We start from the raw sequence: 22,721 nt of genomic DNA on the forward strand, positions 1-22,721 counted from the left end.
CATTTTGTCGTTATTTTGTGTGAAAGGCGAAAAAACATGCAGATGATCTTTTATCTTCCTGTTTCTCTTTTAACTTCATGTGTGATTTGCCCGTCTTCATCCCACTTTACAGCGCGGTAAACCGCATCATGATAAAACAAGTACCACGCATTTTTTTCTTCTGCAAATGCCTGCCATTTTTGCTTAGCTGGAATCGAAGTCATTGGGTAATCATCATAAGCCAAGACCCATAATGGATTTTTATGAGCGTGTGTTGGCATGATATCAGCCAAATGAATCGCTGTTTCGCCCTGACTTGTGAGCGTTAAGATGCTATGGCCATTGCTATGACCGCCTGTATGATGCAGCCCAATGCCTTTTGTTACTTCGATGCTTTCTTCAAATGGCACCACTTGATTTGCTATAGGCTCCCAGTTTTCTTTCCAATATGTATTTCTTGAGCGGATGTTAGGCGCCCTCATTTCATCCCATTCGATTTTGGATGTGATGATTTTTGCCTGCGGAAAAACAGACACGAGCTCTTCTCCCTCACGTTTTGTCAGCCCGCTTGCATGATCGAAGTGAAGGTGTGTCATTAAAACGTAATCAATATCAGCTGGTTGCAGGCCGAGTGCCGCTAGCGATTGTTCCAATTTCGTCTCTTCTGTTACGCCGTAATTGCGTTTTTGTTTATCTGTCAGCTTCCCTGATCCGATTCCGGAATCCACTAATAAATGAAGACCATTCCACCGAATGAGGATCGGATCACACCGCAGTTCAATTTGATTGCGATCGTTCACCGGGTATTTTTTTGACCATAACGGCTTTGGCACTACACCGAACATCGCACCGCCGTCCATGTGTGTATCTCCCCCATTTAACCAGAACAGTTCCATGTCACCTATTTTCATTGTCTCCATTGCTGTCATCCCTCCTTTTTCTATCGTAGCAAATACAGCTGAAAATCGCATGCATCAATCTTTTCATGAAAAAAGCTGACTGCAATTTTTCTTTGCAGCCAGCTTGATGTCACTTGTTAATCTGGAAATTTTACTTCTGATCGATAGATGGGTTGTCCCATAGACGAGAATTTTTCTTCGTATTCAGTCATCACATTTCCTTCTAATCCGTCCTTATGTAAATCTAAGCTTACATACGTTAAAAGAAGGCCATATGCAGAAAAACTCTTTAAGGAATATTCAAATAATCCGCGGTTATCTGTTTTGAAATGCAATTCACCACCTGGACGGAGAATATGTTCATATCGCTCTAAAAAGGCCTTAAACGTTAATCTGCGCTTTTCATGCCTTGCTTTTGGCCACGGATCAGAGAAATTCAAATACACCCGGTCAATTTCATTTTCCGCAAACACATCTGTCAGCGTTTCAGCATTAATGTTCAAAAGCTTTACATTTTCAACATCTGTCTCTTTGATTTTATCTACTGCTGTCACAATGACACTTTTAAATAATTCAATGCCAATATAGTTGATATCAGGATGAAGCTTGCCCATTCCAGCGATAAAGCTCCCTTTTCCTGTCCCAACTTCGATATGGATTGGATGATCATTTCCAAACAGCTCATGCCATTTCCCTTTATATTGCTCGGGGCTAGCTAAGGCAATATGAGCATTTTCAGCTAAGTAATCATCAGCCCATGGTTTATGTCGCATTCTCAATTTGATACACCTCTATTTTCTTTACATTTTATCAAGATACCATGAAACATAAAGACCCGCAAGACAGCATCTTTATGCGCATATGAAAAAGACCAGCCCTTCGCTTGAGCTGGTCTGCCGCATGTATAAATTGGGCGCTGAATGCACAGTTTAACCACATAAATGACACGCAGAAAAGGAGCATACGTATGGGATTAAACCGTCAACATCAGCTTCAATTAATCAAAGATATTTTAACCGATCACCAGTTGGATTGCTGCGGGACTGTTGCAGAATATGAACAGGTGGGACGTGTGATTCAATTAATGCTGGCAAAAGAAGACCTTGATGCCGACATTCGTCAATTATTAACAGATATTTATGATTACAGCCAAAAGGGCACTTCTGTCAGTTCAATTGATGCACATATCGAGGAGCATCAATCGCATTTGTCAGAGTGGGTAGAGAATATTCCTATGTCTTAATGGATGTTTAACCGCTTTAAGAGAGCGCTCAGCTCCGCTTGCACTTCTTGCTGCGCTTTTTCATTTCCTTTTCTTTTATGCCACACGACAAACGATACGGTTTCAGCGAGGACGTACCAATCCATGCGTTTTCGCAAATTGTCCGTCAGCGGGGCACCGTACATCGAGAGCCAGCTTTCCCAGTTCTCTTCTTCAACATAATGGTATAAAAGTGGTCCAAGATCAATGGCTGGGTCAGCAATCATCGCCCCATCCCAATCGATCAAGTAAAGCTGATTTTCATCTGTCAGCAGCCAATTATTATGATTGAGGTCACAATGACACACGACCTTGTCCTCAAATTGGACTGCCTCCACATGCTTCTCTAAGTACTGGATGGCACGTGTAATGTCTTGTGAATCGATTTGCTCTTTTAATATGGACTGTTTTAAATGCTTCAGAATGGATTCTGGGTGTAGAGCGTGCTTCTCTAATCTTTTCAGCATATCAAGCAATTCTTTAGATGTATGAATTTTTCTTAGCTGCTCTGCTACAGGACGGTCATTCATGTCCTTTGGCTTCAGCTCTCTGCCGCTCAGCCAGTGCTGCGCAGTGATGACATCCCCATTTTCCATTCGTTTTGTCCAGACAAGCTTCGGCACAATGCCTTCAGCTGACAAAACCGCAAGAAACGGTGACGTATTGCGTTTTAAAAATAGCTTTTGGTCATTGTGTGTTGCGAAGTACGCATCTCCCGTAGCGCCTCCAGCAGGAGAGATGTGCCATTCGCTACCTAATATTTGTCCCAACCAGTTCATATCAATTTTCAACCCATCATTTCTTAAAATATTTTAAATCTTGCTTTTTTAGTCGACAAAATTCAGCCGATTGAAGATCAATTGGCTGTTTCTTTTTTATTTATATGATCATAAAAACAAAAAGGACAGCTATTGAGAATGAGATGCTAAACAATAGCCGTCCTATAGATTTTATCGTTACCTTCTTATACTCGTCAAGCAAAACTAGAAAATCAGGACAAGAACCTTATGAAAAGGAAGGCTTTTTCATGGTTCTTTGACTAGGGCATTCACGAGAAGCCATTTAAGCACGTAATTTTAAGGAGCGCTCACTCGCCTTCACAAAGACAGGCGTTGCGCCGATCACTTCTCCATCTGCATGAAATAAGATTTTTGCATCTGCCTCCAAGTACGCTTCCTCGTGCTGATACAGGGTAACGCCCTTCATTCCAAGATGCTTTCGAAACACCATCGCACTTAAAAACAAGAGCACTTTGAATGGATTCAAATCTGTGACAACGATCGTTTGAAAGCCTGGCTGCCTCGCGCTCACTTCCGGCGCTGCTTCCAGCCCCCCTCCGTAATAGGGGTGATTGCATACAATCACAAACCACACTTGGCGAAAGACCTTCTTCTCATTTTCAATAAACAGCGCAAGGTCAAACGGCTTAAAGGACCATAAAGAATGGAGAAATGACAGCGGGTAGATGATAAACCCAAGCCCCAGCCGTTTCAGCCACTTTTTTCCTCTGAAATGCACTGTTTTCCTTAGCACATGCGCATCAAACCCAGCACCGATATGATTGAGAAAGAGAACGGATTGCGGGCTTTCTGCATGATCTTGAAAGGAGCCGAGAGAAAATGTTTTGGTGAGCATTCTCTTTTGCTTTCTCACTTCTTTTAGGACATCTTGACGATGGATGCCGAGGCCCTTCGCCGCATCATTCCAATGACCGGCGGGAACAAAGCTTAACTGCACATGATCCATTTCCTTTAAGCCATTCAGGACTTCATGAATGGTGCCGTCACCGCCAATGACAATCAGGCGCTTCAGCCTGTCATCTTGCATGGCGCTAATTTGTCTTGCCAATACTTCTGCATGACCTTCATGCTGGGTGAGAAACGATCGATAAGAGATCTCCACCTTTTGTAATTCTTTCTCTATGCTCCTCCATGTACGAAGTCCTTTTCCATGTCCTGCTGCTGGATTAACGATAAAGTACCATTCATTCATATATTAGCTCCACTCAGGTCTCATTTTTCGTGACCTTCCATTATGCCTTTAATCGAGCCATTCCTGCCTTCTTTTGCTGTCTGATTCACCATAAGCAAGCAATGCCTTTGTCGCCTTAAATTGCTGATGCTTTGTCGGCGCGGTATTTTTCCGCTGCTTTTCAAACCAATCTTCCGCCTTCTTCTTATCGACAACCTCCATCCCGTATGGAACTTCCGGTAAGTCAATATAAGAGGTTCTGCTGATCAGGATTTTTTTCACAGGAAGATCGACACCGCTTTGCTGTAAGATCTTTGACACGACGGTGCCAGAGCGCAGAAGGCTTGCGCAAGGATTCAAAACGGACTGAACAGCTTTCCCATTCGCCCGCTTTTCCCAAAAACGTTCCTTCGTTCCGATATATACGCTGTCAGGCTCTGCCTCTAAGAAGGATAAACAAATCACTTCCAGCGGCGTAATAAGTACTGAACATAATTCCATCTCTGCTTTTTGAATGAGCAGCACCGGCTTATACATCACAAAATATGAATCCGGAAGCTGCCTAGCAAGCATACGCAGCTTTTCATCATACCGAATATGATGGGAGACGGTTGAAATGTGGGAAATCGTCGAGCTCGCCCATTTTAATTGAACATCGTATAGATGATCCTTAAAAAAATGAATGAGCTTCGTTTCATCGGTAGGAACGTTTGTAAAGACACCTTGCTCTATATCTGTCGGCTCGTTAAAAAGACTCAGGTCCCGTTCCTTTTTCATATCGGCTTCTTTTTGCTTTCTTTTTAAGGAGAATTTCTTTCTCTTTTCTTCCTCTTGTTCAGGCACTTGTTCAGAGATTTGGTCAAATGAATGCTGCGCCTCCTGTTTTGAAGCCTTTTTTAACTCGTCCCACCTTTGCTTTTTCAATCGAATGAATTGATTGATGTAGTGATGCGGGTCTTGTTCATATCGTGATATATAATCTTGAATTTTGATAATTTGCGCCATCTGCTGCTCACTCCAACTTTTAGAATCATTTATGTAGTGCAAATTGTTTGATTGCGTGATAACGCGGGGTTTCTTTCGGACGTATTTCAAATAGAGTCATACAAGAAACCTCTATCACGTATGGCTCTTTGCGTAAAGGCGCTTGTTCTGCAAAAGAGTGATCCGCGTTCCATTTTCGCGCAATCGTCATATGCGGATGAAACGGTCTCTTTTCAACAGGATGTCCTGCTGACAATACGGCTTCTTTCACCTTTTCTCTTAATTGCATGAGCGGTTCACTTTCATTAGGTTTTGCAAAAAAGACTCTCGGGCGCTCCTTCATGCCAAACTGTCCTACCTCATTCAGCTCTAGTGAAAATGCAGCGGCTTCATTTGAAAGGATATCAAGCAGCTCGATGATCTTTTTTAAACGCTCATCTGGAATGGCACCTAAAAAGATCAGGGTCACATGATAATCATCTGGTGCTGTCCACTTTTGAAAGGATAGTCCGCTCCTTAGATCCATGTCTTTTTTGATTTGATGCGCAAGTTGTTCAGGGATGTGAATCCCTATAAAATAATGACGGTTTTCTGCCACAATATCACCTGTCCTTTTTTAACAAACTTTACGAATCCCCATTGATGATAGTATAACTAAAGAAATGCAGAATGAGAAGAAAGGGTGTCACATGATGAAGGTTGCACAAAATATAGCTGAGCTGATTGGCGATACACCACTTGTTAAATTACAGCGGCTTCAGCCAGGCAATGCGGCAGCTGTTTATTTAAAGCTGGAATCATTTAATCCTAGCGGCAGTGTGAAGGACCGCGCTGCTTACAATATGATCGTCGAGGCTGAAAGGCAAGGAAAGCTTACAAAAGGAGCGACCATTATTGAACCAACGAGTGGGAATACAGGGATTGGTTTAGCCATGAACGCAGCAGCAAGAGGCTATAAAGCAATCCTTGTCATGCCAGATACGATGACAAAGGAAAGAATCAATATTTTGAAGGCTTATGGGGCGCAGGTCGTTTTAACCCCAGGAGAAGAAAAAATGCCAGGCTGTATTCGCAAGGCAGAGGAACTGGCGTCTCAAATTCCTCATAGCTTTATCCCGATGCAATTTGATAATGGGGCGAACCCAGATGCACATAGAGGCACAACGGCTGTTGAAATCATGGAAGCTGTAAAACAACTTGGAAAGCCCCTTGGAGCCTTTGTCGCAACAGCAGGAACTGGCGGAACCATTACAGGCACCGGAGAGGAATTAAAGAAGGCATTCCCTCATTTGACCATACGTGTGGCAGAGCCAAAGGGATCTCCAGTCTTATCTGGCGGGAAACCTGGCAAACATAAACTTGTTGGCACAAGCCCAGGATTTATTCCCCATATTTTAAACGAGCATGTCTATGATGAGATCGTGCAAGTAAGCGATGAGGATGCGTACACCCTCACACGTCAGCTTGCCCGGCTTGAAGGAATTTTAGTTGGTCCATCATCTGGTGCAGCCTGCTATGCTGCGATTGAAACAGCCAAGCAACTGCCGGCAGAACAAATCGTGATCTGTATGACAGCAGATACAGGCGAACGATACTTATCAAGTGATGTTTTTCAAGATTAAAAAAGGAACAGGGTCATGAATCCCTGTTCCTTTTTCTTCGTTTCAAGGTTAGGACGATTTGTCGGACTTCACCTCAGCCTGCTCCCCTGTAATGAGTAAAGCCTGCTCATCAGTAAGCGGGCATAAATCAAGCGTCTGCTCAAACTGTTCCATGATTTGCTGCGCAGCCTCGCCTAAATAGGTATTGTACATATGCGGTACCGGATAGTAGCTTATCTCATTGAATCCTTGACATGATGAAAGTTCTGCTGCCTTCTGCCGATCATCCATCACGGAGATATATTCAATGCTTGGTGCCATGATGATACTCCCTGCGGACTCTCCGATGTACAGCTTGCCTTTATTGATTTCTTCTTTCAGCACGTCATCAAGACGATGCTTTCTTAATTCCTGCAGCAAATAGAAGGTGTTGCCTCCTGATACGTACATCACATCATTTTGTTCAATCATCTTTGTGATTTCTTCAGTAGACTGCTCAGCTATCTGAACGGTCTCCAGATGCATACCTAGTTGATGAAAGGCTTCTTTCGCTGCCTCCACATAGTGCGTGACTTCTTCCACAGCACTGGCTGTTGGAAAAAATGTCACGCGTTTTCCTTTTAATGATTCACCCGCAAAGTCAGATAAGAGAGAATAGCTGTCTTTGAATGAAGAGCATAAGAACATTTTTTTCACTGTGAATCCCCTCTTCTCTTTTTCTATTTTGCCAATTCATACATGGCTTGTGCATATAGAGCGGTTGCTCTTAGTAGATCATCGATTTCGATATATTCATCCTTCTGGTGTGCGCAATCTGGTCTGCCAGGGAATAGAGGACCAAAGGCAACGCCCGCTTCTAAAGATCTCGCATACGTTCCTCCACCAATCGCAATCAGATTAGCTGGATCTCCCGTTTGTTCCTCATATACCCGCTGCAATGTTTTCACAAGCGGATGATCTTTTGAGACGTGATGCGGAGGACTGTCGTCAAATTTCAGAAGGGTGGCCCCTTTGATGCCTTCGATCCCTTTTTTAACGTCCTTGCCGTCTGCTGTCACTGGATAGCGGACATTTAATCCTAGCTTCGCTTCCTCGTTTTGTTTATAGCGGATCGTTCCAACATTTAAAGTCAAATCTCCGCTAATCTCATCTTTACAAGCAATCCCCAGCTTTTTCCCTCTTGTATCCTGATCAAATAAAGCGTTGATTTGGGAGGTAAAAGCAAGCCCGTCTTCATCTAACTCTTGTCCACATAGGAAATTGGCCATATGAATGCCCGCATTGATGCCATGCGCCGGCTCCATGGCATGAACTGATTCACCTTTTAATGTGAGATGCAGTCCGTCCGCTGCATTCTTTACCTCACCTGATAAATGATTGTGAGCAAGATAAGCTTCAAAAGCTGTTTTTAATGATTCATCATCGTGATCTTGTGCAGCTGTCACAGTGGCAGCTGCCTCATCCGGCACCATATTCAGCCGCATACCCGATGTGAATTGCTTGAGCGTATAGCGCTGATGATTTTCTGTATGTTGATATGTAAATGACACGATGGCATCAATGATCCCTTTTTCAGCATGAATAATCGGAAAATCGGCATCTGGCGCAAATCCAATTTGCGGCATCGCCTCATGCTTGAAATAATGGTCCACACAGCGCCAATCACTTTCTTCATCCGTTCCAATGATCATTCGAATCTTTTTTGACAGCTTCATCCCTGTATCTTTTATCATCTTTAGCGCGTAGAAAGCAGCCATGGTTGGACCTTTATCATCAATGGCCCCTCGTGCAAATATTTTATTTTCTCTTATGTCCGCTGAAAATGGCGGGGTTGTCCAGCCGTCACCAGCAGGCACAACGTCCACATGGCATAGCACACCTACAATGTCTTCGCCTTCTCCATATTCAATATGACCTGCATAGCCATCGACATTCTTGACTGTGAATCCTTCGTCTTCCCCTTTTTTCAGCATATACTGAAGGGCCTGATCGACTTTTTCACCAAATGGCTTTCCTTTTTTTCCACCTTCTTCATCAAGGACGCTTTCAATTTGCAAAAAAGATTGTGTGTCCTTAATTAAGTCGTCTTTTTTTCGTATCACTTCAGCTTCCCAATTCATTTTTCCATTCCTCCTTGAAAAAAGGTTGCAATCCATCCTTAAAACGAATATTATATTAATTGTTTTGTAATAATGTTCGTAAATGGAGGATTTTATGTTTCAGTTAAAAGAAAACCAAACCAACATAAAGAGAGAATTAATCGCTGGTATGACGACATTCTTTACCATGGTATATATTGTTGCCGTTAACCCAGGAATTCTTTCAAAAGCAGGCATTCCTTTTGACCAAGTCTTTACTGCAACAATTATCGCTGCTGTCGTCGGTACGCTCTGGATGGCACTATTTGCAAACTATCCGATTGCTATTGCACCAGGCATGGGGCTGAATGTCTATTTCACCTTTACAGTTGTCGGTGGTGGCGGCATCAGCTATCAAACAGCGTTCAGTGCGGTATTTGTTGCTGGTATACTCTTTATTATTTTATCGTTAACATCCCTTAGAAAACAACTGATTCAAGCCATTCCAGATAATTTAAAGTACGGCATTACAGCAGGAATCGGGCTTTTCATTGCATTTATCGGCCTCCGTCAGTCTGGGATTATCGCAGCTGACCCTGAAAATCTAGTGAAGCTTGGCAACTTAAACTCGCCTGTTGTCATATTAACGCTTGTCGGCTTAATGATCTCTGTTATTTTAATGGTTCTTCAAATAAATGGCGCTCTGTTTATCGGCATGTTAGCGACGACACTGATTGCGCTCGTAACAGGCCAGCTTCATTTCCCTAAAATGCTGATGGACATCCCTGCACTACCCGAAGGCATGCTGATTACAAATCCATTCGCTGCTTTTGGCGATGTATTCTCTCATCATTTATATGCTGTCGTCTTCTCCTTCTTACTAGTGACGATTTTTGATACAACGGGCACAATGATCGGAGTGGCTGAACAAGCAGGACTCATGAAAAAAGGCCAGCTGCCAAAGGTACGCAGAGCTCTGCTCGCTGACTCTGCTGCAACGACGATAGGTTCTATGTTTGGGACAAGCCCAACAACAGCTTATATTGAATCATCATCTGGGGTTGCTGCTGGCGGAAGAACTGGACTAACGTCTTTAACGGTCGCTGCACTGTTTATTGTGGCATTGTTTTTCGGCCCGCTCGTTCAAGCCATTTCTTCTTTACCATCCATCACATCACCTGTTCTCATCATTGTCGGGTGCTTGATGATGAACTCAGTGTCACGCATTCGCTGGAACGAGCTAGACGAAGCATTCCCTGCTTTTCTTGTGATCCTTTCCATGCCGCTGACATCTAGTATTTCTACAGGAATTTCACTTGGATTTATCTCATATCCCCTTGTGAAACTGGCAAAAGGGAAATGGAGAGAAGTACATGTACTTGTTCTCATCTTTGCCATTTTATTTTTCATTCAGCTCTTTTTCTTAGAAGGATAACAGAAACAAAAAAGGCACATTCTAACAAGGGATGTGTCTTTTTGAGATGAGTGAATTTTTTATTTTGTAAATTTTCTGTGTTTATTTTTTGGATGTTTGAATGTGACGGTATGCTCCATACCCCTTACGCCTATTGGGTTGTAACCGAATTCAAAACATGGTATATACCATGTTTCGATTCATGAAGACAAGTTAAAAAACACGTAAAGTTGACTTTTTGGTGGAACTAGATGCATAATAACGTGTATAATAGAATAAAACATTAAGAAACACGAACATTTACCATTGTTGCATGTCCTTATTTCGCAGTTTTAGTGTAGTAAGTTGTGGTTAGTCAAGTCCATCCGATCTTATTGATAGGGAGTGGTTTTTTGAAACCTTCAACAAACCGTATGATGACTCGAATTAAATCAGTTTATATGTTCATTCAAGAGAAAGGTCTTGTGACGACACAAGAGCTGGTTGATGAATTCGGGATCACACCTAGAACCATTCAAAGAGACTTAAACGTGCTTGCCTATAACGATCTTGTTCATAGTCCAAGCAGAGGCAAATGGGAAACAACGAGAAAAAAAGTGAAAATATCATCTTAAGCTTATAATGAACTGTCCATATAACAAAAAGAACCGGCGATATGCCGGTTCTTCAGATTGTTGACAAAGGGCTAAAATGATCTTCATTTTAGCCTTTTGTCTTCTTTTCAGCGTGATAGAAAACCTTTGCAGTCTAGGAAGGACGAGTACCGGAGCGGAGCGAATTTGACATTCGTGAGCACCGGAGCGCAGACCTGACACCGAATGCGAGGGTTTGTCTACACGCTGAAAGAACCGGCGATATGCCGGTTCTTTTCTTTTATTCTACATTTATGGTCGATTGATTAAGCTGTCTAATTCTTCATCCGTCAATTCACGGTACTCCCCAGGCGCTAGATCTTCATCTAAAGAGACAGCCCCCATCGAGAGTCTTTTTAAAAAAATGACTTCATTTCCCACTGCTTGCGCCATCAGCTTCACTTGATGGTACTTTCCTTCAGTAATCGTTAAACGGATGCGTGTATCTTCGTTTTCATTCGCATCTACTTCAACCTTCGCCGGCTTCGTGCGGTAATCATCTAAAATGACAACGCCCTCTTCAAGACGCTTGATGTCTTGATCTCCTAATGGGTATTTCAAATGAACTTCGTACGTTTTTGGCACATGCTTTTTTGGAGAAAGTAATTGATGAGCAAGCTGTCCATCATTTGTGAGGAGGAGAAGACCGACTGTATCCTTATCCAGTCTCCCCACAGGAAATGGCTCCCTTGCGATATCCTCCGGCTCTAGTAAATCGACGACCGTTTCATCCCGCAGATCTTCAGTTGCTGAGATGACCCCGTCCGGTTTGTTCATCATTAAGTAAATGAATTCTTTATACTCTACACGCTCTCCGTGTACGAGCACTTCATCATTCGATGGATCAACATGATCTTTCACCTGCTTCGCCACTTCTCCATTCACTGTGACCGCCCGTGCCTTGACCAGCTTCTTCACATCTTTTCTTGAACCAAAGCCGCTGCTAGCAAGCAATTTATCAAGCCTCATGAATATCCACCTCTTCTTAACTCTTTTTTCTTAAAAATTTCGGCATACGGCTGCCGAGTACACGCTCAAGTAATCCTACCTTATAAGACAAGAACAGATACACACCGCCGCCAGTGATCATTGAAATCAAAATGACGATACCCGCTTGTACAATTCCACCCTCATACGAAATCACTTGGCTCACAAGCTGACATGTCACATACGCCACAACAGCCATAATCGCCGTTAAAATACCAATGAGAATAAATCGTTTGAAAATCCTGCGGAACGAGTAGCCGGCATGGCGCTTAATCATGATAAACATATACAAGATGGACGCGCTATAGCCTAACGCAGTCGCAAGCACAGAACCATTTCCTTGCAGCCAGCTGATTAGCGGAATGTTCAGAACCGTTTTAATAATGATCCCTAACAACAGACTGACAATGGCGAATTTTTGTTTGTTAATTCCCTGCAAAATTGCTGCATTAATGGTGAATAAGGAAAACAATAACGCAACAGGTGCATACCAGAACAAAATTGACATCCCAATCTCAGGATGAACGGACGGATAGAAAAACCAATAAACCGGTCCAGCCAATGCCGAGATACCAAATGAAGCAGGCAGTACGAAAAATAAAATGACCTGCATCGTCTGATCAATTTGTCTATTGAGAAGCTTGTAGTTACGAGCTGTAAATGATTCCGTAATCGTCGGGATTAAGGTTAAGCCAAACGCTGTTGCAAGCGACACAGGAATCATCACGAGCTTCGGTAAATATAACGTCACGATAGACAATACCGCTGTACTAATATCCTGATGTCCTGATGCAATCATAGCTCTGTTAATGGTGTTTGTATCAATATAAGAATAAATTGGAATCGCAAGTCCAACAAACACATACGGTGCCGCATAGCTAAACAGCTCTGTAAACATTTGTTTATAAGATAAGTCAGAGGAAGCACCTGTATTCGGCTGCATGGATAAGAGCCGGTCCTTGCGCTTCAGCCAATATAAATAAAGCGTGAATAAACCCCCAAATGCGCCGATAAGTGCTGCAAATGTGGCATATCCGACAGCGATGACAAGCCCGCCGTCAAGCACTTTTAAAATAATAAACGTTGCAGTTAATAGGAAGATGATTCTGACAAGCTGCTCAATCACTTGGGAAACAGCTGTCGGTCCCATCATGGAATGTCCTTGGAAGAACCCCCGCACAAGACTCATAATAGGTACAACCAAAAGACCTAAACTGACCATCCGAATCACATATACCACTTGATCGACAGTCAAACCGCCTGTTTCATTCGATCCGCCAAGCTGAATCTTGGCAAAAATCGGTGCGGTCAAATATAAAATAGAAAAGGCGATAATCCCGGTGACAAGCATGACCGACATACCCGCCCTGAACATTTTCCTTGTTGTCTCATAATCGCCGATTGCATTATATTTAGAAACAAATTTTGATACCGCTGTTGGAAAACCAAGCGTAGCAATACTTAAAAAGATCGTATACTGATTGTATCCATATTGAAATAGCGCTCCACCAGTAGCTCCAACCATTGCGCTAAATGGAATTAAGTAAATCATACCAAGAATACGAGAGAGATAAGTCCCTATCGTTAAAACCAACGTACCACGAAGCAGTTTATTAGACATGCGCTTAACCACCATTTTTCTAATGAATATTCAACTTAACTATTTTACCACATCATTTCGACGCACAGGTAACAAATCCAATACAGAAGGCACAAAACCAATCAATTCATATTTCAGCCTTCCCCAATTTTCGTTATAATAGATGAATGACTGAAAGTAGAAAGAGGAATGTAACATGAAACATTATGATGTCATTGTCATTGGCGGTGGACCTTCTGGACTGATGGCCGCGATTGCATCAGCAGAGCACGGAGCGACTGTTCTGTTAATTGACAAAGGAAATAAACTTGGCAGGAAGCTCGCCATTTCTGGCGGTGGACGCTGTAACGTCACCAACCGCCTTCCAGTAGAAGAAATCATCAAGCATATTCCCGGAAACGGCCGTTTTTTATATAGTGCATTTTCTGAGTTCAATAACGAGGATATTATTTCGTTTTTTGAAAACCTCGGCATTGAACTTAAAGAAGAAGACCATGGACGTATGTTCCCTGTCTCAAACAAAGCACAATCTGTTGTGGATGCCCTTTTAGACAGGCTCCGCAACCTCAATGTCACCATTCGAACGAATGAAAAGATTAAAACAGTTCTGTATCAAGACGGACAAGCAGCTGGAATTGTTACAAATAATGATGAAAAAATTTCAAGTAACGCCGTTGTCATTGCTGTTGGCGGAAAAAGTGTGCCGCATACTGGTTCTACTGGTGACGGCTATGCATGGGCAGAAGCCGCTGGTCATACGATTACAGAGCTCTTCCCAACAGAAGTACCGGTCACATCAGATGAGCGCTTTATTAAAGAAAAAGTGCTACAAGGTCTTTCTTTAAGAAGTGTGGCTGTCAGTGTTTTAAATAAAAAGGGGAAACCCGTCGTCACACATGTCATGGATATGATTTTTACTCACTTTGGCTTATCCGGCCCAGCTGTTCTTAGATGCAGCGGATTTGTTGTGAAAGAATTGAAAAAACAGCCGACTGTTCGTCTGCAAATAGACTTATATCCGAAGCTTAATGACGAGGAGCTGTTCCAAAAGCTTCATCGAGACCTAAAAGATGAACCCAAAAAAGCCATAAAAAATGTCCTGAAGTCTTGGATGCAAGAACGCTATTTATTGTTTCTGTTAGAACGGAACGGCATAGATCCGCAAGACACATTTTCTGGTCTTGCTAAGGACAAACTGCGCGCATTCGTAAATGATTGCAAACACTTTATCATTCATGCGAACGGCACTCTTTCCTTAGACAAAGCGTTTGTCACAGGAGGCGGCGTTTCTGTGAAAGAAATTGAACCGAAGAAAATGGCGTCTAAAAAAATGCCCGGCCTTTATTTCTGCGGAGAAATTTTAGACATTCACGGTTATACAGGCGGATACAATATCACGTCAGCACTTGTGACAGGCAGGCTTGCCGGTATGAATGCTGCACTCGAAGCAAAGGAGAGATTTTCATGATGAGACGTGCACTTCCGATTATCCTAGCGGTTGTGATTAGTTTGACAGCCGCTGTTTTCTTGAAGCTATCAATTACCCCGTTAAAAGTCGCCATTGTTTTGGCCTTTACCATCTTCGCTGTTTGTTTAAAAGAATACGTCTACCGTCTTCGTAAACGAATTGAAGAAAAATCATCTTCACATATCGATAGTTGATTAATGGAAGCAAAACATGTTACGGTAAAGTAGAGGTCGAGTGAGAAGCTCGCCTCTTTTTGTTTGAAATTAGTTGAGTTAGGGGATATTAAGCAAAATCCTCTGCTTAAACGTGTAGAACAACAGGAGAGTGAGATGGTGTGAAAAACGTATCAAGTGTATTTTGGATTGTGATTGCGATCACATTTGTTGCCGTTATGTGGGGAGCTTTTTCTCCAGAAACATTACAAAATGTCACAGATCAGATTCAAACTTACATTACAAACGACTTTGGCTGGTATTATTTGATAGTGATTTCACTACTTGTCGGCTTTTGTCTATTCTTTATTTTTAGTCCAATCGGAAAAATTACGTTAGGAAAACCAGGTGAAGAGCCTGAATTTGGCCTTTTTTCTTGGTTTGCGATGCTATTTAGTGCCGGTATGGGAATTGGTCTTGTCTTTTATGGGGCCGCTGAACCGATCAGTCACTATGCTATTCAATCACCAACAGGTGAGACTGAATCTGCACAAGCCTTCCGCGATTCCCTTCGTTATACCTTTTTCCACTGGGGACTTCATGCATGGGCCATTTATGCGATTGTCGCACTTTGCATCGCCTACTTTAAATTTAGAAAAAATGCGCCTGGATTAATTAGTTCCACCTTATACCCAGTTTTCGGAAACAGAATTCATGGATGGATTGGAAAAACAATCGATTGTATCGCAGTGTTTGCAACAGTAGTTGGCGTAGCCACAAGTTTAGGACTAGGTGCCGCACAAATTAATGGTGGATTAACCTATTTATTCGGCATTCCAAATAACTTTTTGACTCAGCTCATTATTATTGCAATCGTGACTGTTCTGTTCTTGATCTCTGCTTGGAGCGGAATTGGTAAAGGTATTAAATATTTAAGTAATTCTAATATGATATTTGCTGCTATACTCATGATCTTTTTACTCTTTGCTGGACCAACTGTTTTTATTTTAAATTCATTTACAGATTCGATCGGACAATACTTATCGAATATTGTGCAAATGAGCTTTAGATTATCACCAAATGATCCAGAAAAGAGAGAATGGATTAATGGTTGGACCATCTTCTATTGGGCATGGTGGATCTCTTGGTCTCCATTCGTCGGCATTTTTATTGCGAGAGTTTCGCGCGGAAGAACCATTCGAGAATTTTTAATTGGTGTCTTAGTGGCTCCTTCAATCCTCGTTTTCCTATGGTTCTCTATCTTCGGAGTATCAGCTATGGATTTACAACAAAAAAATATTATAGATGTAGCTGGTATGCCGACTGAAACGATGCTGTTTGGTGTTTTAAATCAATACCCGCTTGCCATGATTACGTCGATTTTGGCACTTATTTTAATTGCTGTATTCTTTATCACATCAGCAGATTCAGCCACATTTGTTCTAGGAATGCAGACAACCTATGGCTCATTAAATCCTGCGAATAGTGTAAAGATCAGCTGGGGCATCATCCAATCAGCTGTTGCGGCAGTGCTATTATTTTCAGGCGGACTTCAAGCCTTGCAAAATACAGCAAAACTCGCCGCCTTGCCGTTCTCCGTTGTCATTATATTGATGGTTGTGTCACTGTATAAATCATTAAATGATGAACGAAGAGCAATCAAACAGGCCAATAAAGTCAATAAACCAAGAAGTCCAAGAGTAAAAAAAGCATAAACGCTGTTTGAAAAAGCCGTTCCTCATGTGAACGGCTTTTTCTATACAAACAATTTAAGATTGTCATGCTCTTCCACATTCCTATAAAATAATAGAATGAAGTGATTCACAACATGGAGGTTTTTATGACGTTACCTACATTCAAGTACAACCCAGATCCAGTTTCGTTAAACGTGATCAAAAAAGAGCATACGACATGTCCTGTTTGTGAGAAAGAAAGAGATTACGTGTATCATGGTCCATTTTATACTGTTGAAGATGTGGAAGGAATTTGCCCTTGGTGTATTAAAGATGGATCAGCCGCTAAAAAATACGATGGCATCTTTCAAGACGATGCAAGTTGTGATGACGTCGATCAAGAGGAATATGTAGATGAACTGATCTTCAGAACGCCAGGTTATCGCGGCTGGCAGCAGGAATATTGGTTAAGCCATTGCGGAGATTTTTGCGCAATCGTCCAGTATGTCGGATGGAAAGAGATAGAACATTTAGAGGAAGAACTCACAGAAGATATCGAAGACATTTGCAGCGGCGGGGGATTAACGAAAGAGAACCTAAAACAATGGCTCGTCAACGGAGGAGACTTGCAGGGCTACCTCTTTCAATGTGTTCACTGCAAAAAGCATCGTTTATATATTGACGCTAGTTAATCAAACAAAAAGGGCCCTTCAAACAGGTCCTTTTTTGATGCCGTCTATTTTTTATATAAAATGAGTGCAGAAAAACAGTAGAGCTGTTCTCCTCCCTGCTCACAGATCACCGCTACATCGTACTTGATATCAATGATTTGGTCGTCATCCATTCCTTTTAAAAAAAGATTGATTTCGCTCTGCAAATCTTTTTCGTGTTCTTCATCAAATACAGCTACCTTTAGCACATATGCCACTCTCCCTTCTCTCGCTACTCTATCTTTATGCACATTAGGGCGGGCATATGAACAAAAAAAGCCTTTCATCTGTGAGATGAAAGGACTTCTGTTTACAGCTTCGGTTTTGTTTCTCCTGTCCAAGCAAGCATTCCGCCAACGACATTGGTCGCTTGATAGCCTTGGTCTTCTAGGAAATAGCAGACATTTTCACTACGTTTACCAGAGCGGCAAATAATATAATATTCCTGCGTTTGATCGAATGCATCCAGTTTCTCGGGGATATCTCCCATTCGAATGTGGACCGCTTCAGGAATCATTCCTTCTGCTACTTCCTCGTCCTCACGAACATCAACAAGCTGAATGGCTTCTTCTTGCTCTAGCTTTTGTTTTAATTCTTCTATTGAGATTTCTTTAACTGACACGGCGCTCATCTCTCCTTTTAATCACGGTGACACCATTATAGCAAATGAACCGCATCACTGTGTATTCACCCGCTTCGATTGAAGGAAAGACGGCAGCTGTTTCTTCACTTCGGCTGTCTGCTGCTCACTTTCAAACTCTACCTTTTTGAATACTTGATAGGCCAGCCACATATGGCAATAGGCGAGTATGCTCACACTAAAGAACGGCACGATTCCCGGCAAATAAGCAAAGAGAACAAACAGCAGAGCCGAGAATACGAGCATACAGAGTGTATATTGCAAATATGAGATACCAAGCAATAGAGAGAATTTCAAATAGAGACGTTTTTTCCAATCATAATGAGCCAGCAGCGGAAAAATATAAAACAAGCTTACAACAAATAGAAAACCAAAGATATAAATGGCAAAACGAAGCACATGCAAAAACCAGCTCGTTGGATAAATATACGCAAGGTCTACATATATAATCGTCCCTATGATAAATAACGTCACTCCAATCAAGTTAGAACGTACAAACTCCTCACGGTACACCTTCCAAAAAGTGCGGAAAACGCTGACTTGCTCATGCCCTTGTATCCACTTTCTCATCACTGAAAATAACGCAGTGGTCGCAGGCATCAATCCAAAGATCCCAAGCCCCAGCATGGTGAACAGCAGCCATAGCAAATTCGTATAGGCAAGTCTCATCACCCACTCACACATTCGAAGCATTCTGCTCATTGAACCATCATGATCCATCTCTATCCCCCTCCTCTCTTTCTTATAACACCGTCTCTTTATGAAGCAACTCTTCTATGTCAATTGGACGTTTCTCTGCAACAGACCGCCACATGCCTTCCCCAAGTGCAATCGAATAAGCACCAGCCTCTGCTCCTGCTGATATGTCATAGTGAATTAAAGGATCTTTTCCTATAAATAAATCGGCCAGAAGCAGAGGGTCTCCGCCGCCATGTCCCCCTGGCTGTTTCACGACTTCAATTGTCTCTTTTGCCCCAAACATCGGATAATAAGAAATCGTCTGTTCTGGGAATTGAAAAGGAATTCTTGATGGCACATGAAACTCATTTGTTTCAATACGTCCCTTTGTCCCATTAATGGCAAGCCGGTATCCTTCATATGGCGCTGAGAATTGAATTGAATAGCTGAGCAGAGCCCCTTGGTCATATGCCACTGATGCCACATATGTATCCTCAATGTCAATTTCCTGATCAAAAATACAGGCGTCTGGGCGATAAATTGAGTACTGCTGAGACTGCTCCTTACTGGATTCGATATGGTCGTCCTCGACCTTTGAGCGTTCTACCCGCGGATTCCACCTTGCTTCATAATGACATGAATCCTTCACATGACATGTTCCGCAATATCTGTTTTCTCCCCCCTGCAAGGGATTCCAAGGACTTTTATCTCCGTAATAGTTCAGCGCCCCATAGGCAAATACTTGCTTCGGCTTTTGATTGATCCACCAATTGACCAAATCAAAATGATGCGTCGATTTATGAATGGATAGTCCGCCAGAGAATTGCCTCGTTCGGTTCCACCTTTTGAAGTAACTAGCACCATGATACGTATCAATGAGCCAGCTCAGTTCAACAGATGTGACCCTTCCAATCTTTCCTTCTAAAATGAGTTCTTTGATCTTTCGATGAAATGGATTGTAGCGATAATTAAAAGTGACTGTGACCTTCCCTTTACTTTTCTTTTCTTTTTCCATCACTTTTTTGGCGTCTTTTGCTGTTGTGACCATTGGCTTTTCAGTGATGACATCGAGATCATGGTCAAGTGCCTGCAAAATATACGTGACATGTGTGTCATCCCGGCCTGCCACAATGACGATATCTGGCTTTGCTTCCTTCACCATTTGATCAAATGCCTCTTCATGAAAAAACGAGACGCCTCGCAGTGATGGAAAACGCTCCTGACAAAGTGTATAACGATGATGATCTATATCTAGAAGCCCTGTAATCTTGTAATGCTCATTGAAATCCTCTGTGAGCGGTTTAATAAACATATTGAACGCACGATGACTGAGTCCGCAAACCACGACCTTTTTCACAGGCCCCACCCCTTTTTCTATCGATTTTCACGAAGTTGTTTCATGAGAGACAGCGCCTCATTGGACTTGTCAGCATACACGGGAATAAAAGCGACCATATCTCGGTGTAATTGAAAGGTATAGCCGTTTAGCTTTTTCGTGCCTTTATTGACTTGAACCGCATAATCGACCGTTTTCCCTGTCTTTTTGTCCTCGACCGTATATGGCCCTGCCGCTTGATCATCTATGCCCATTTCTTCAAGCAGCTGAAAGCTTTCAGGATCATCATATGTTCTAAACATTTCTTCTGGGACAAGCATGATGTCCCCCTCTTTTGCGGTAATTTCAACAAGAAGCTTTTCAGGAATCGCCGGAAAGATGTGGACGCTATAAGTTTCATGTTCCGTCTGAAAAGCCTTCTCGACTAATTGATCCTTCATCCCCTTTGACATGTCAGAAAAAATCAGAACATCAATACCGTTTGTTTTCCCTTGGCAGGCTGACAAACAAAGGGCAGCGATGAAGCTGAGGAGCCATACCGCACCCCTTTTTCGCCTCTTCATGCCTTCTGAAAAACAGACAGCTTCTCTAGCTCAGTTAACGCCATAATAAAAGCGCCTGCCCCGTGCAAGTCATTTGTGCTTCGCTCTCTTTCAACGTAGTAATCATAAAATCCAGCAGATGTTCCGATACAAATATCATTGATGGTAAAATCACCGTTTTCTGTCTCAGCCGTCTTATGATGAATTAAGCCTTGGTATGCTTTCACCACATGATCGACATAACGAAGGCTGACATACCCTTCATTCATGGCTTTTGCCATGGCGTACATGAATAAACACGATCCTGAGCTTTCAAGCCAATTGTCGCTATGAGTACCTTTATCAATGATTTGATGCCAGAGACCTGTGTCTTGATCCTGGTACTTGGATACACTTTCCAGCATGTCTGTCAGCGTTTCCTTCCAAACCTTTCGTCCCTCATGTTCTTCTGGCAGATCCTCGATCATATCTGCTAATGCAAGGACATACCAGCCAAACGATCTTGCCCAAAACTCGGGGGAACAGCCAGTCTTTTGATCAGCCCATGGCATCACTTTTCGTTCGTCCCACGCGTGATAGTACAGACCTGTTTTTTCATCTTTTGTATGCTTTCTCATGAGATACTCTTGATGGATCACCATATCCACCAGTTCCTCTTCACCTCTCAGCTTTGCATACTTTAAGGCAAAAGGTCCTCCCATGTAGAGACCATCCAACCACATTTGATAGGCATAATTGTCTTTATGCCAAAACCCGCCCTCAGATGTGCGATTCAATGTGCGGTAAAGCCCCCGAAGCTTCTCCGCTGCCAGCACATACCGCTTCTCTCCCGTCCGTTCGTAAAGAGGGAATAAAATGAGCCCTGCTTGGATCGCATCAAGCTCATCTCTGCGAAATAACAGGTTTCCATACTCATCAATGAGCGAATCTGCGTAGCTTTTCACATAATTGAAATACGTCTCGTTCTTCGTTGCCTCATATAGCTTCATCACACCGCAAAGAAAAACGCCTTGATGATAATGCCATCTTCCAGCTGGAGGCAGCTCAATTGGTGTATGCGCTTTCATAATTGTTTGTGCTAATTTCTCTGCATGCTCAAGTGGTGATCCCTTTTCAGTCGATAATGTCATTCTTCTTCATCTCCCTTTTTAGTAAATACCTTCTTCCCCGAATTTCTTCGCTAAACGGTTCGCCAGCATGACCAAAATGAGTCCAACGGCTGCTTTAAATAGACCAACAGCGGTACTATAGCTGAATTGTCCTTGCTTAAGACCAGCTGTATAGACGTACGTATCAAAGATTTCTGCTACTTCCCGGTTCGTTGCATTGAGTAATAAGTAGACATGCTCAAAGCCAAGCTCTAATGTGTCACCAATTTTCAAAATAAGCAGAACGACAATCACACTTTTAATGGCAGGAAGAGTGATGTGCCACATTTGTCTCAGTCTGCCGGCCCCATCCATTTTTGCTGCTTCATATAGCTGCGGATCTACCGCTGTAATCGCCGCAAGATAAATGATCGTCGACCAGCCTGCTTCCCGCCAGATCACCTGTAAAATGTACATGGGTCTGAACCATTCCTGACTAAGGAGGAAGTTAATCTTTTCCCCTCCAAAGAAAGCAATCAATTCATTGATTAACCCGCCATCTACTGTTAACAAAACAAAAGATAAGGACACAACAATCACCCATGACATGAAGTGAGGAATGTATATCATCGTCTGGACAAATTTCTTAAACAATGCCAATCTGACCTCGTTTAAAAGCAGGGCCAATAAGATCGGAATCGGAAAGAAAATCACGACATTCATGGCAAATAAAATCAGTGTATTTTTTAATAAGATGAAAAATGTTGGTTCTGTAAACAATCGAATAAAGTGTTTGAAGCCAACCCACTCACTCCCAAGAATACCGAGAAACGGCTGGTAATCTTGAAAGGCAATGATAAGCCCCCACATCGGCACATATTTAAAGACAAGAAAATAAATGAGCCCTGGCAAAATCATGACATACAAAAACTTTTGACTAAGCAATTGATTAAGTAAGCGCTTTCTCTTTTCTTTTTTCAAAGCTGCCGCAGGCATACCCTTGGCAGTGACATCCTCTGTTTTCATAG

At 42.4% G+C, this 22,721-nt stretch carries 25 protein-coding genes; 8 read left to right on the forward strand and 17 right to left on the reverse strand.

Features of this window, described 5'->3' with window-relative positions; all coding sequences use genetic code 11:
* Window positions 1-50: 50 nt before the first annotated feature.
* Window positions 51-899 carry a YtnP family quorum-quenching lactonase gene (locus tag C6348_RS08995; RefSeq protein WP_106042692.1) on the reverse strand — a complete coding sequence of 283 codons (849 nt, stop codon included), beginning with the start codon at window positions 897-899 and terminating at the stop codon, window positions 51-53.
* Window positions 900-1,015: 116 nt separating this feature from the next.
* Window positions 1,016-1,657, reverse strand: a complete 642-nt coding sequence (gene trmB / locus C6348_RS09000; RefSeq protein WP_060597029.1) for a tRNA (guanosine(46)-N7)-methyltransferase TrmB — start codon at window positions 1,655-1,657, stop codon at window positions 1,016-1,018.
* Between the two features lie 188 nt (window positions 1,658-1,845).
* Between trmB and C6348_RS09005 the strand changes: the two genes are divergently transcribed.
* Window positions 1,846-2,121 carry a YtzH-like family protein gene (locus tag C6348_RS09005; protein WP_095286138.1) on the forward strand — a complete coding sequence of 92 codons (276 nt, stop codon included), beginning with the start codon at window positions 1,846-1,848 and terminating at the stop codon, window positions 2,119-2,121.
* Here the strand turns inward: C6348_RS09005 and C6348_RS09010 are convergent.
* The 4 genes from C6348_RS09010 to thpR all read right to left on the reverse strand — a co-directional run bounded on the left by C6348_RS09010 (window position 2,118) and on the right by thpR (window position 5,692).
* Window positions 2,118-2,918 (reverse strand): phosphotransferase family protein, encoded by an 801-nt coding sequence (locus C6348_RS09010; RefSeq protein ID WP_170938436.1) that lies wholly within the window; start codon window positions 2,916-2,918, stop codon window positions 2,118-2,120. The two genes, C6348_RS09005 and C6348_RS09010, sit on opposite strands and share 4 nt — an antisense overlap.
* A 283-nt stretch (window positions 2,919-3,201) precedes the next feature.
* On the reverse strand, window positions 3,202-4,131 hold the full coding sequence (locus tag C6348_RS09015; RefSeq protein ID WP_034665473.1) for a YegS/Rv2252/BmrU family lipid kinase: 930 nt from the start codon (window positions 4,129-4,131) through the stop codon (window positions 3,202-3,204).
* Window positions 4,132-4,179: 48 nt separating this feature from the next.
* The gene (locus C6348_RS09020) at window positions 4,180-5,115 is read right to left on the reverse strand and encodes a hypothetical protein (protein ID WP_034665469.1); all 936 of its coding nucleotides are present in this window, start codon (window positions 5,113-5,115) and stop codon (window positions 4,180-4,182) included.
* A 25-nt stretch (window positions 5,116-5,140) separates the two neighbouring features.
* Complete coding sequence (gene thpR, locus C6348_RS09025) at window positions 5,141-5,692, reverse strand: RNA 2',3'-cyclic phosphodiesterase (protein WP_034665466.1); 552 nt, start codon at window positions 5,690-5,692, stop codon at window positions 5,141-5,143.
* A gap of 94 nt (window positions 5,693-5,786) precedes the next feature.
* Between thpR and cysK the strand changes: the two genes are divergently transcribed.
* Entirely contained in the window at window positions 5,787-6,716 is a 930-nt protein-coding gene (gene cysK, locus C6348_RS09030; RefSeq protein ID WP_034665463.1) for a cysteine synthase A, read from the forward strand.
* Between the two features lie 48 nt (window positions 6,717-6,764).
* Here the strand turns inward: cysK and C6348_RS09035 are convergent, their stop codons facing one another.
* Entirely contained in the window at window positions 6,765-7,391 is a 627-nt protein-coding gene (locus C6348_RS09035) for a Type 1 glutamine amidotransferase-like domain-containing protein (protein ID WP_034665461.1), read from the reverse strand.
* 23 nt (window positions 7,392-7,414) lie between these two features.
* Entirely contained in the window at window positions 7,415-8,815 is a 1,401-nt protein-coding gene (pepV, locus tag C6348_RS09040) for a dipeptidase PepV (RefSeq protein WP_034665458.1), read from the reverse strand.
* A gap of 94 nt (window positions 8,816-8,909) precedes the next feature.
* On the opposite strand from pepV, the gene C6348_RS09045 reads away from it, so the two are divergent.
* Together C6348_RS09045 and C6348_RS09050 are read left to right on the forward strand one after the other, a co-directional pair.
* Window positions 8,910-10,208 carry an NCS2 family permease gene (locus tag C6348_RS09045; RefSeq protein WP_034665455.1) on the forward strand — a complete coding sequence of 433 codons (1,299 nt, stop codon included), beginning with the start codon at window positions 8,910-8,912 and terminating at the stop codon, window positions 10,206-10,208.
* Between the two features lie 371 nt (window positions 10,209-10,579).
* A complete protein-coding gene (locus tag C6348_RS09050; RefSeq protein WP_008356419.1) occupies window positions 10,580-10,801 on the forward strand; it encodes a DeoR family transcriptional regulator in 222 nt (73 codons plus the stop codon).
* 270 nt (window positions 10,802-11,071) lie between these two features.
* Here C6348_RS09050 and C6348_RS09055 read toward each other — a convergent pair whose 3' ends face one another.
* Window positions 11,072-11,788 carry a pseudouridine synthase gene (locus C6348_RS09055; RefSeq protein WP_034665452.1) on the reverse strand — a complete coding sequence of 239 codons (717 nt, stop codon included), beginning with the start codon at window positions 11,786-11,788 and terminating at the stop codon, window positions 11,072-11,074.
* 16 nt (window positions 11,789-11,804) lie between these two features.
* Window positions 11,805-13,427 (reverse strand): putative polysaccharide biosynthesis protein, encoded by a 1,623-nt coding sequence (locus C6348_RS09060; protein WP_034665449.1) that lies wholly within the window; start codon window positions 13,425-13,427, stop codon window positions 11,805-11,807.
* A 175-nt stretch (window positions 13,428-13,602) separates the two neighbouring features.
* On the opposite strand from C6348_RS09060, the gene C6348_RS09065 reads away from it, so the two are divergent.
* The 4 genes from C6348_RS09065 (at window position 13,603) to C6348_RS09080 (ending at window position 17,391) form a co-directional block, all read left to right on the forward strand.
* Window positions 13,603-14,874, forward strand: a complete 1,272-nt coding sequence (locus C6348_RS09065; protein ID WP_106042694.1) for a BaiN/RdsA family NAD(P)/FAD-dependent oxidoreductase — start codon at window positions 13,603-13,605, stop codon at window positions 14,872-14,874.
* Window positions 14,871-15,068 carry a hypothetical protein gene (locus C6348_RS09070; RefSeq protein WP_034665444.1) on the forward strand — a complete coding sequence of 66 codons (198 nt, stop codon included), beginning with the start codon at window positions 14,871-14,873 and terminating at the stop codon, window positions 15,066-15,068. Before C6348_RS09065 ends, C6348_RS09070 begins: the two co-directional genes overlap by 4 nt.
* 140 nt (window positions 15,069-15,208) lie before the next feature.
* A complete protein-coding gene (gene opuD / locus C6348_RS09075; protein ID WP_106042696.1) occupies window positions 15,209-16,741 on the forward strand; it encodes a glycine betaine transporter OpuD in 1,533 nt (510 codons plus the stop codon).
* A 125-nt stretch (window positions 16,742-16,866) separates the two neighbouring features.
* Window positions 16,867-17,391: a CbrC family protein gene (locus C6348_RS09080; protein WP_106036982.1), complete on the forward strand. Its 525-nt coding sequence runs from the start codon at window positions 16,867-16,869 to the stop codon at window positions 17,389-17,391.
* Between the two features lie 44 nt (window positions 17,392-17,435).
* Here the strand turns inward: C6348_RS09080 and C6348_RS09085 are convergent, their stop codons facing one another.
* The 7 genes from C6348_RS09085 to C6348_RS09115 all read right to left on the reverse strand — a co-directional run bounded on the left by C6348_RS09085 (window position 17,436) and on the right by C6348_RS09115 (window position 22,719).
* The gene (locus tag C6348_RS09085; RefSeq protein ID WP_034665546.1) at window positions 17,436-17,618 is read right to left on the reverse strand and encodes a sporulation protein Cse60; all 183 of its coding nucleotides are present in this window, start codon (window positions 17,616-17,618) and stop codon (window positions 17,436-17,438) included.
* Window positions 17,619-17,719: 101 nt separating this feature from the next.
* Window positions 17,720-18,031 carry a rhodanese-like domain-containing protein gene (locus C6348_RS09090; protein ID WP_003217560.1) on the reverse strand — a complete coding sequence of 104 codons (312 nt, stop codon included), beginning with the start codon at window positions 18,029-18,031 and terminating at the stop codon, window positions 17,720-17,722.
* 54 nt (window positions 18,032-18,085) lie between these two features.
* Complete coding sequence (locus tag C6348_RS09095; protein ID WP_106042698.1) at window positions 18,086-18,769, reverse strand: YesL family protein; 684 nt, start codon at window positions 18,767-18,769, stop codon at window positions 18,086-18,088.
* 22 nt (window positions 18,770-18,791) lie between these two features.
* The gene (locus tag C6348_RS09100; protein ID WP_106042700.1) at window positions 18,792-20,084 is read right to left on the reverse strand and encodes a Gfo/Idh/MocA family protein; all 1,293 of its coding nucleotides are present in this window, start codon (window positions 20,082-20,084) and stop codon (window positions 18,792-18,794) included.
* Between the two features lie 17 nt (window positions 20,085-20,101).
* On the reverse strand, window positions 20,102-20,626 hold the full coding sequence (locus C6348_RS09105) for a lipoprotein YteS (protein WP_106042703.1): 525 nt from the start codon (window positions 20,624-20,626) through the stop codon (window positions 20,102-20,104).
* Window positions 20,623-21,735 carry a glycoside hydrolase family 88/105 protein gene (locus tag C6348_RS09110; RefSeq protein WP_066030528.1) on the reverse strand — a complete coding sequence of 371 codons (1,113 nt, stop codon included), beginning with the start codon at window positions 21,733-21,735 and terminating at the stop codon, window positions 20,623-20,625. Before C6348_RS09110 ends, C6348_RS09105 begins: the two co-directional genes overlap by 4 nt.
* An 18-nt stretch (window positions 21,736-21,753) precedes the next feature.
* A complete protein-coding gene (locus C6348_RS09115; protein WP_034665423.1) occupies window positions 21,754-22,719 on the reverse strand; it encodes an ABC transporter permease in 966 nt (321 codons plus the stop codon).
* Window positions 22,720-22,721: the final 2 nt, after the last annotated feature.

It is taken from the genome of Bacillus sp. YBWC18, from assembly GCF_002998775.1.
In the GTDB taxonomy this organism is placed as follows: Bacteria; Bacillota; Bacilli; order Bacillales; family Bacillaceae; genus Bacillus.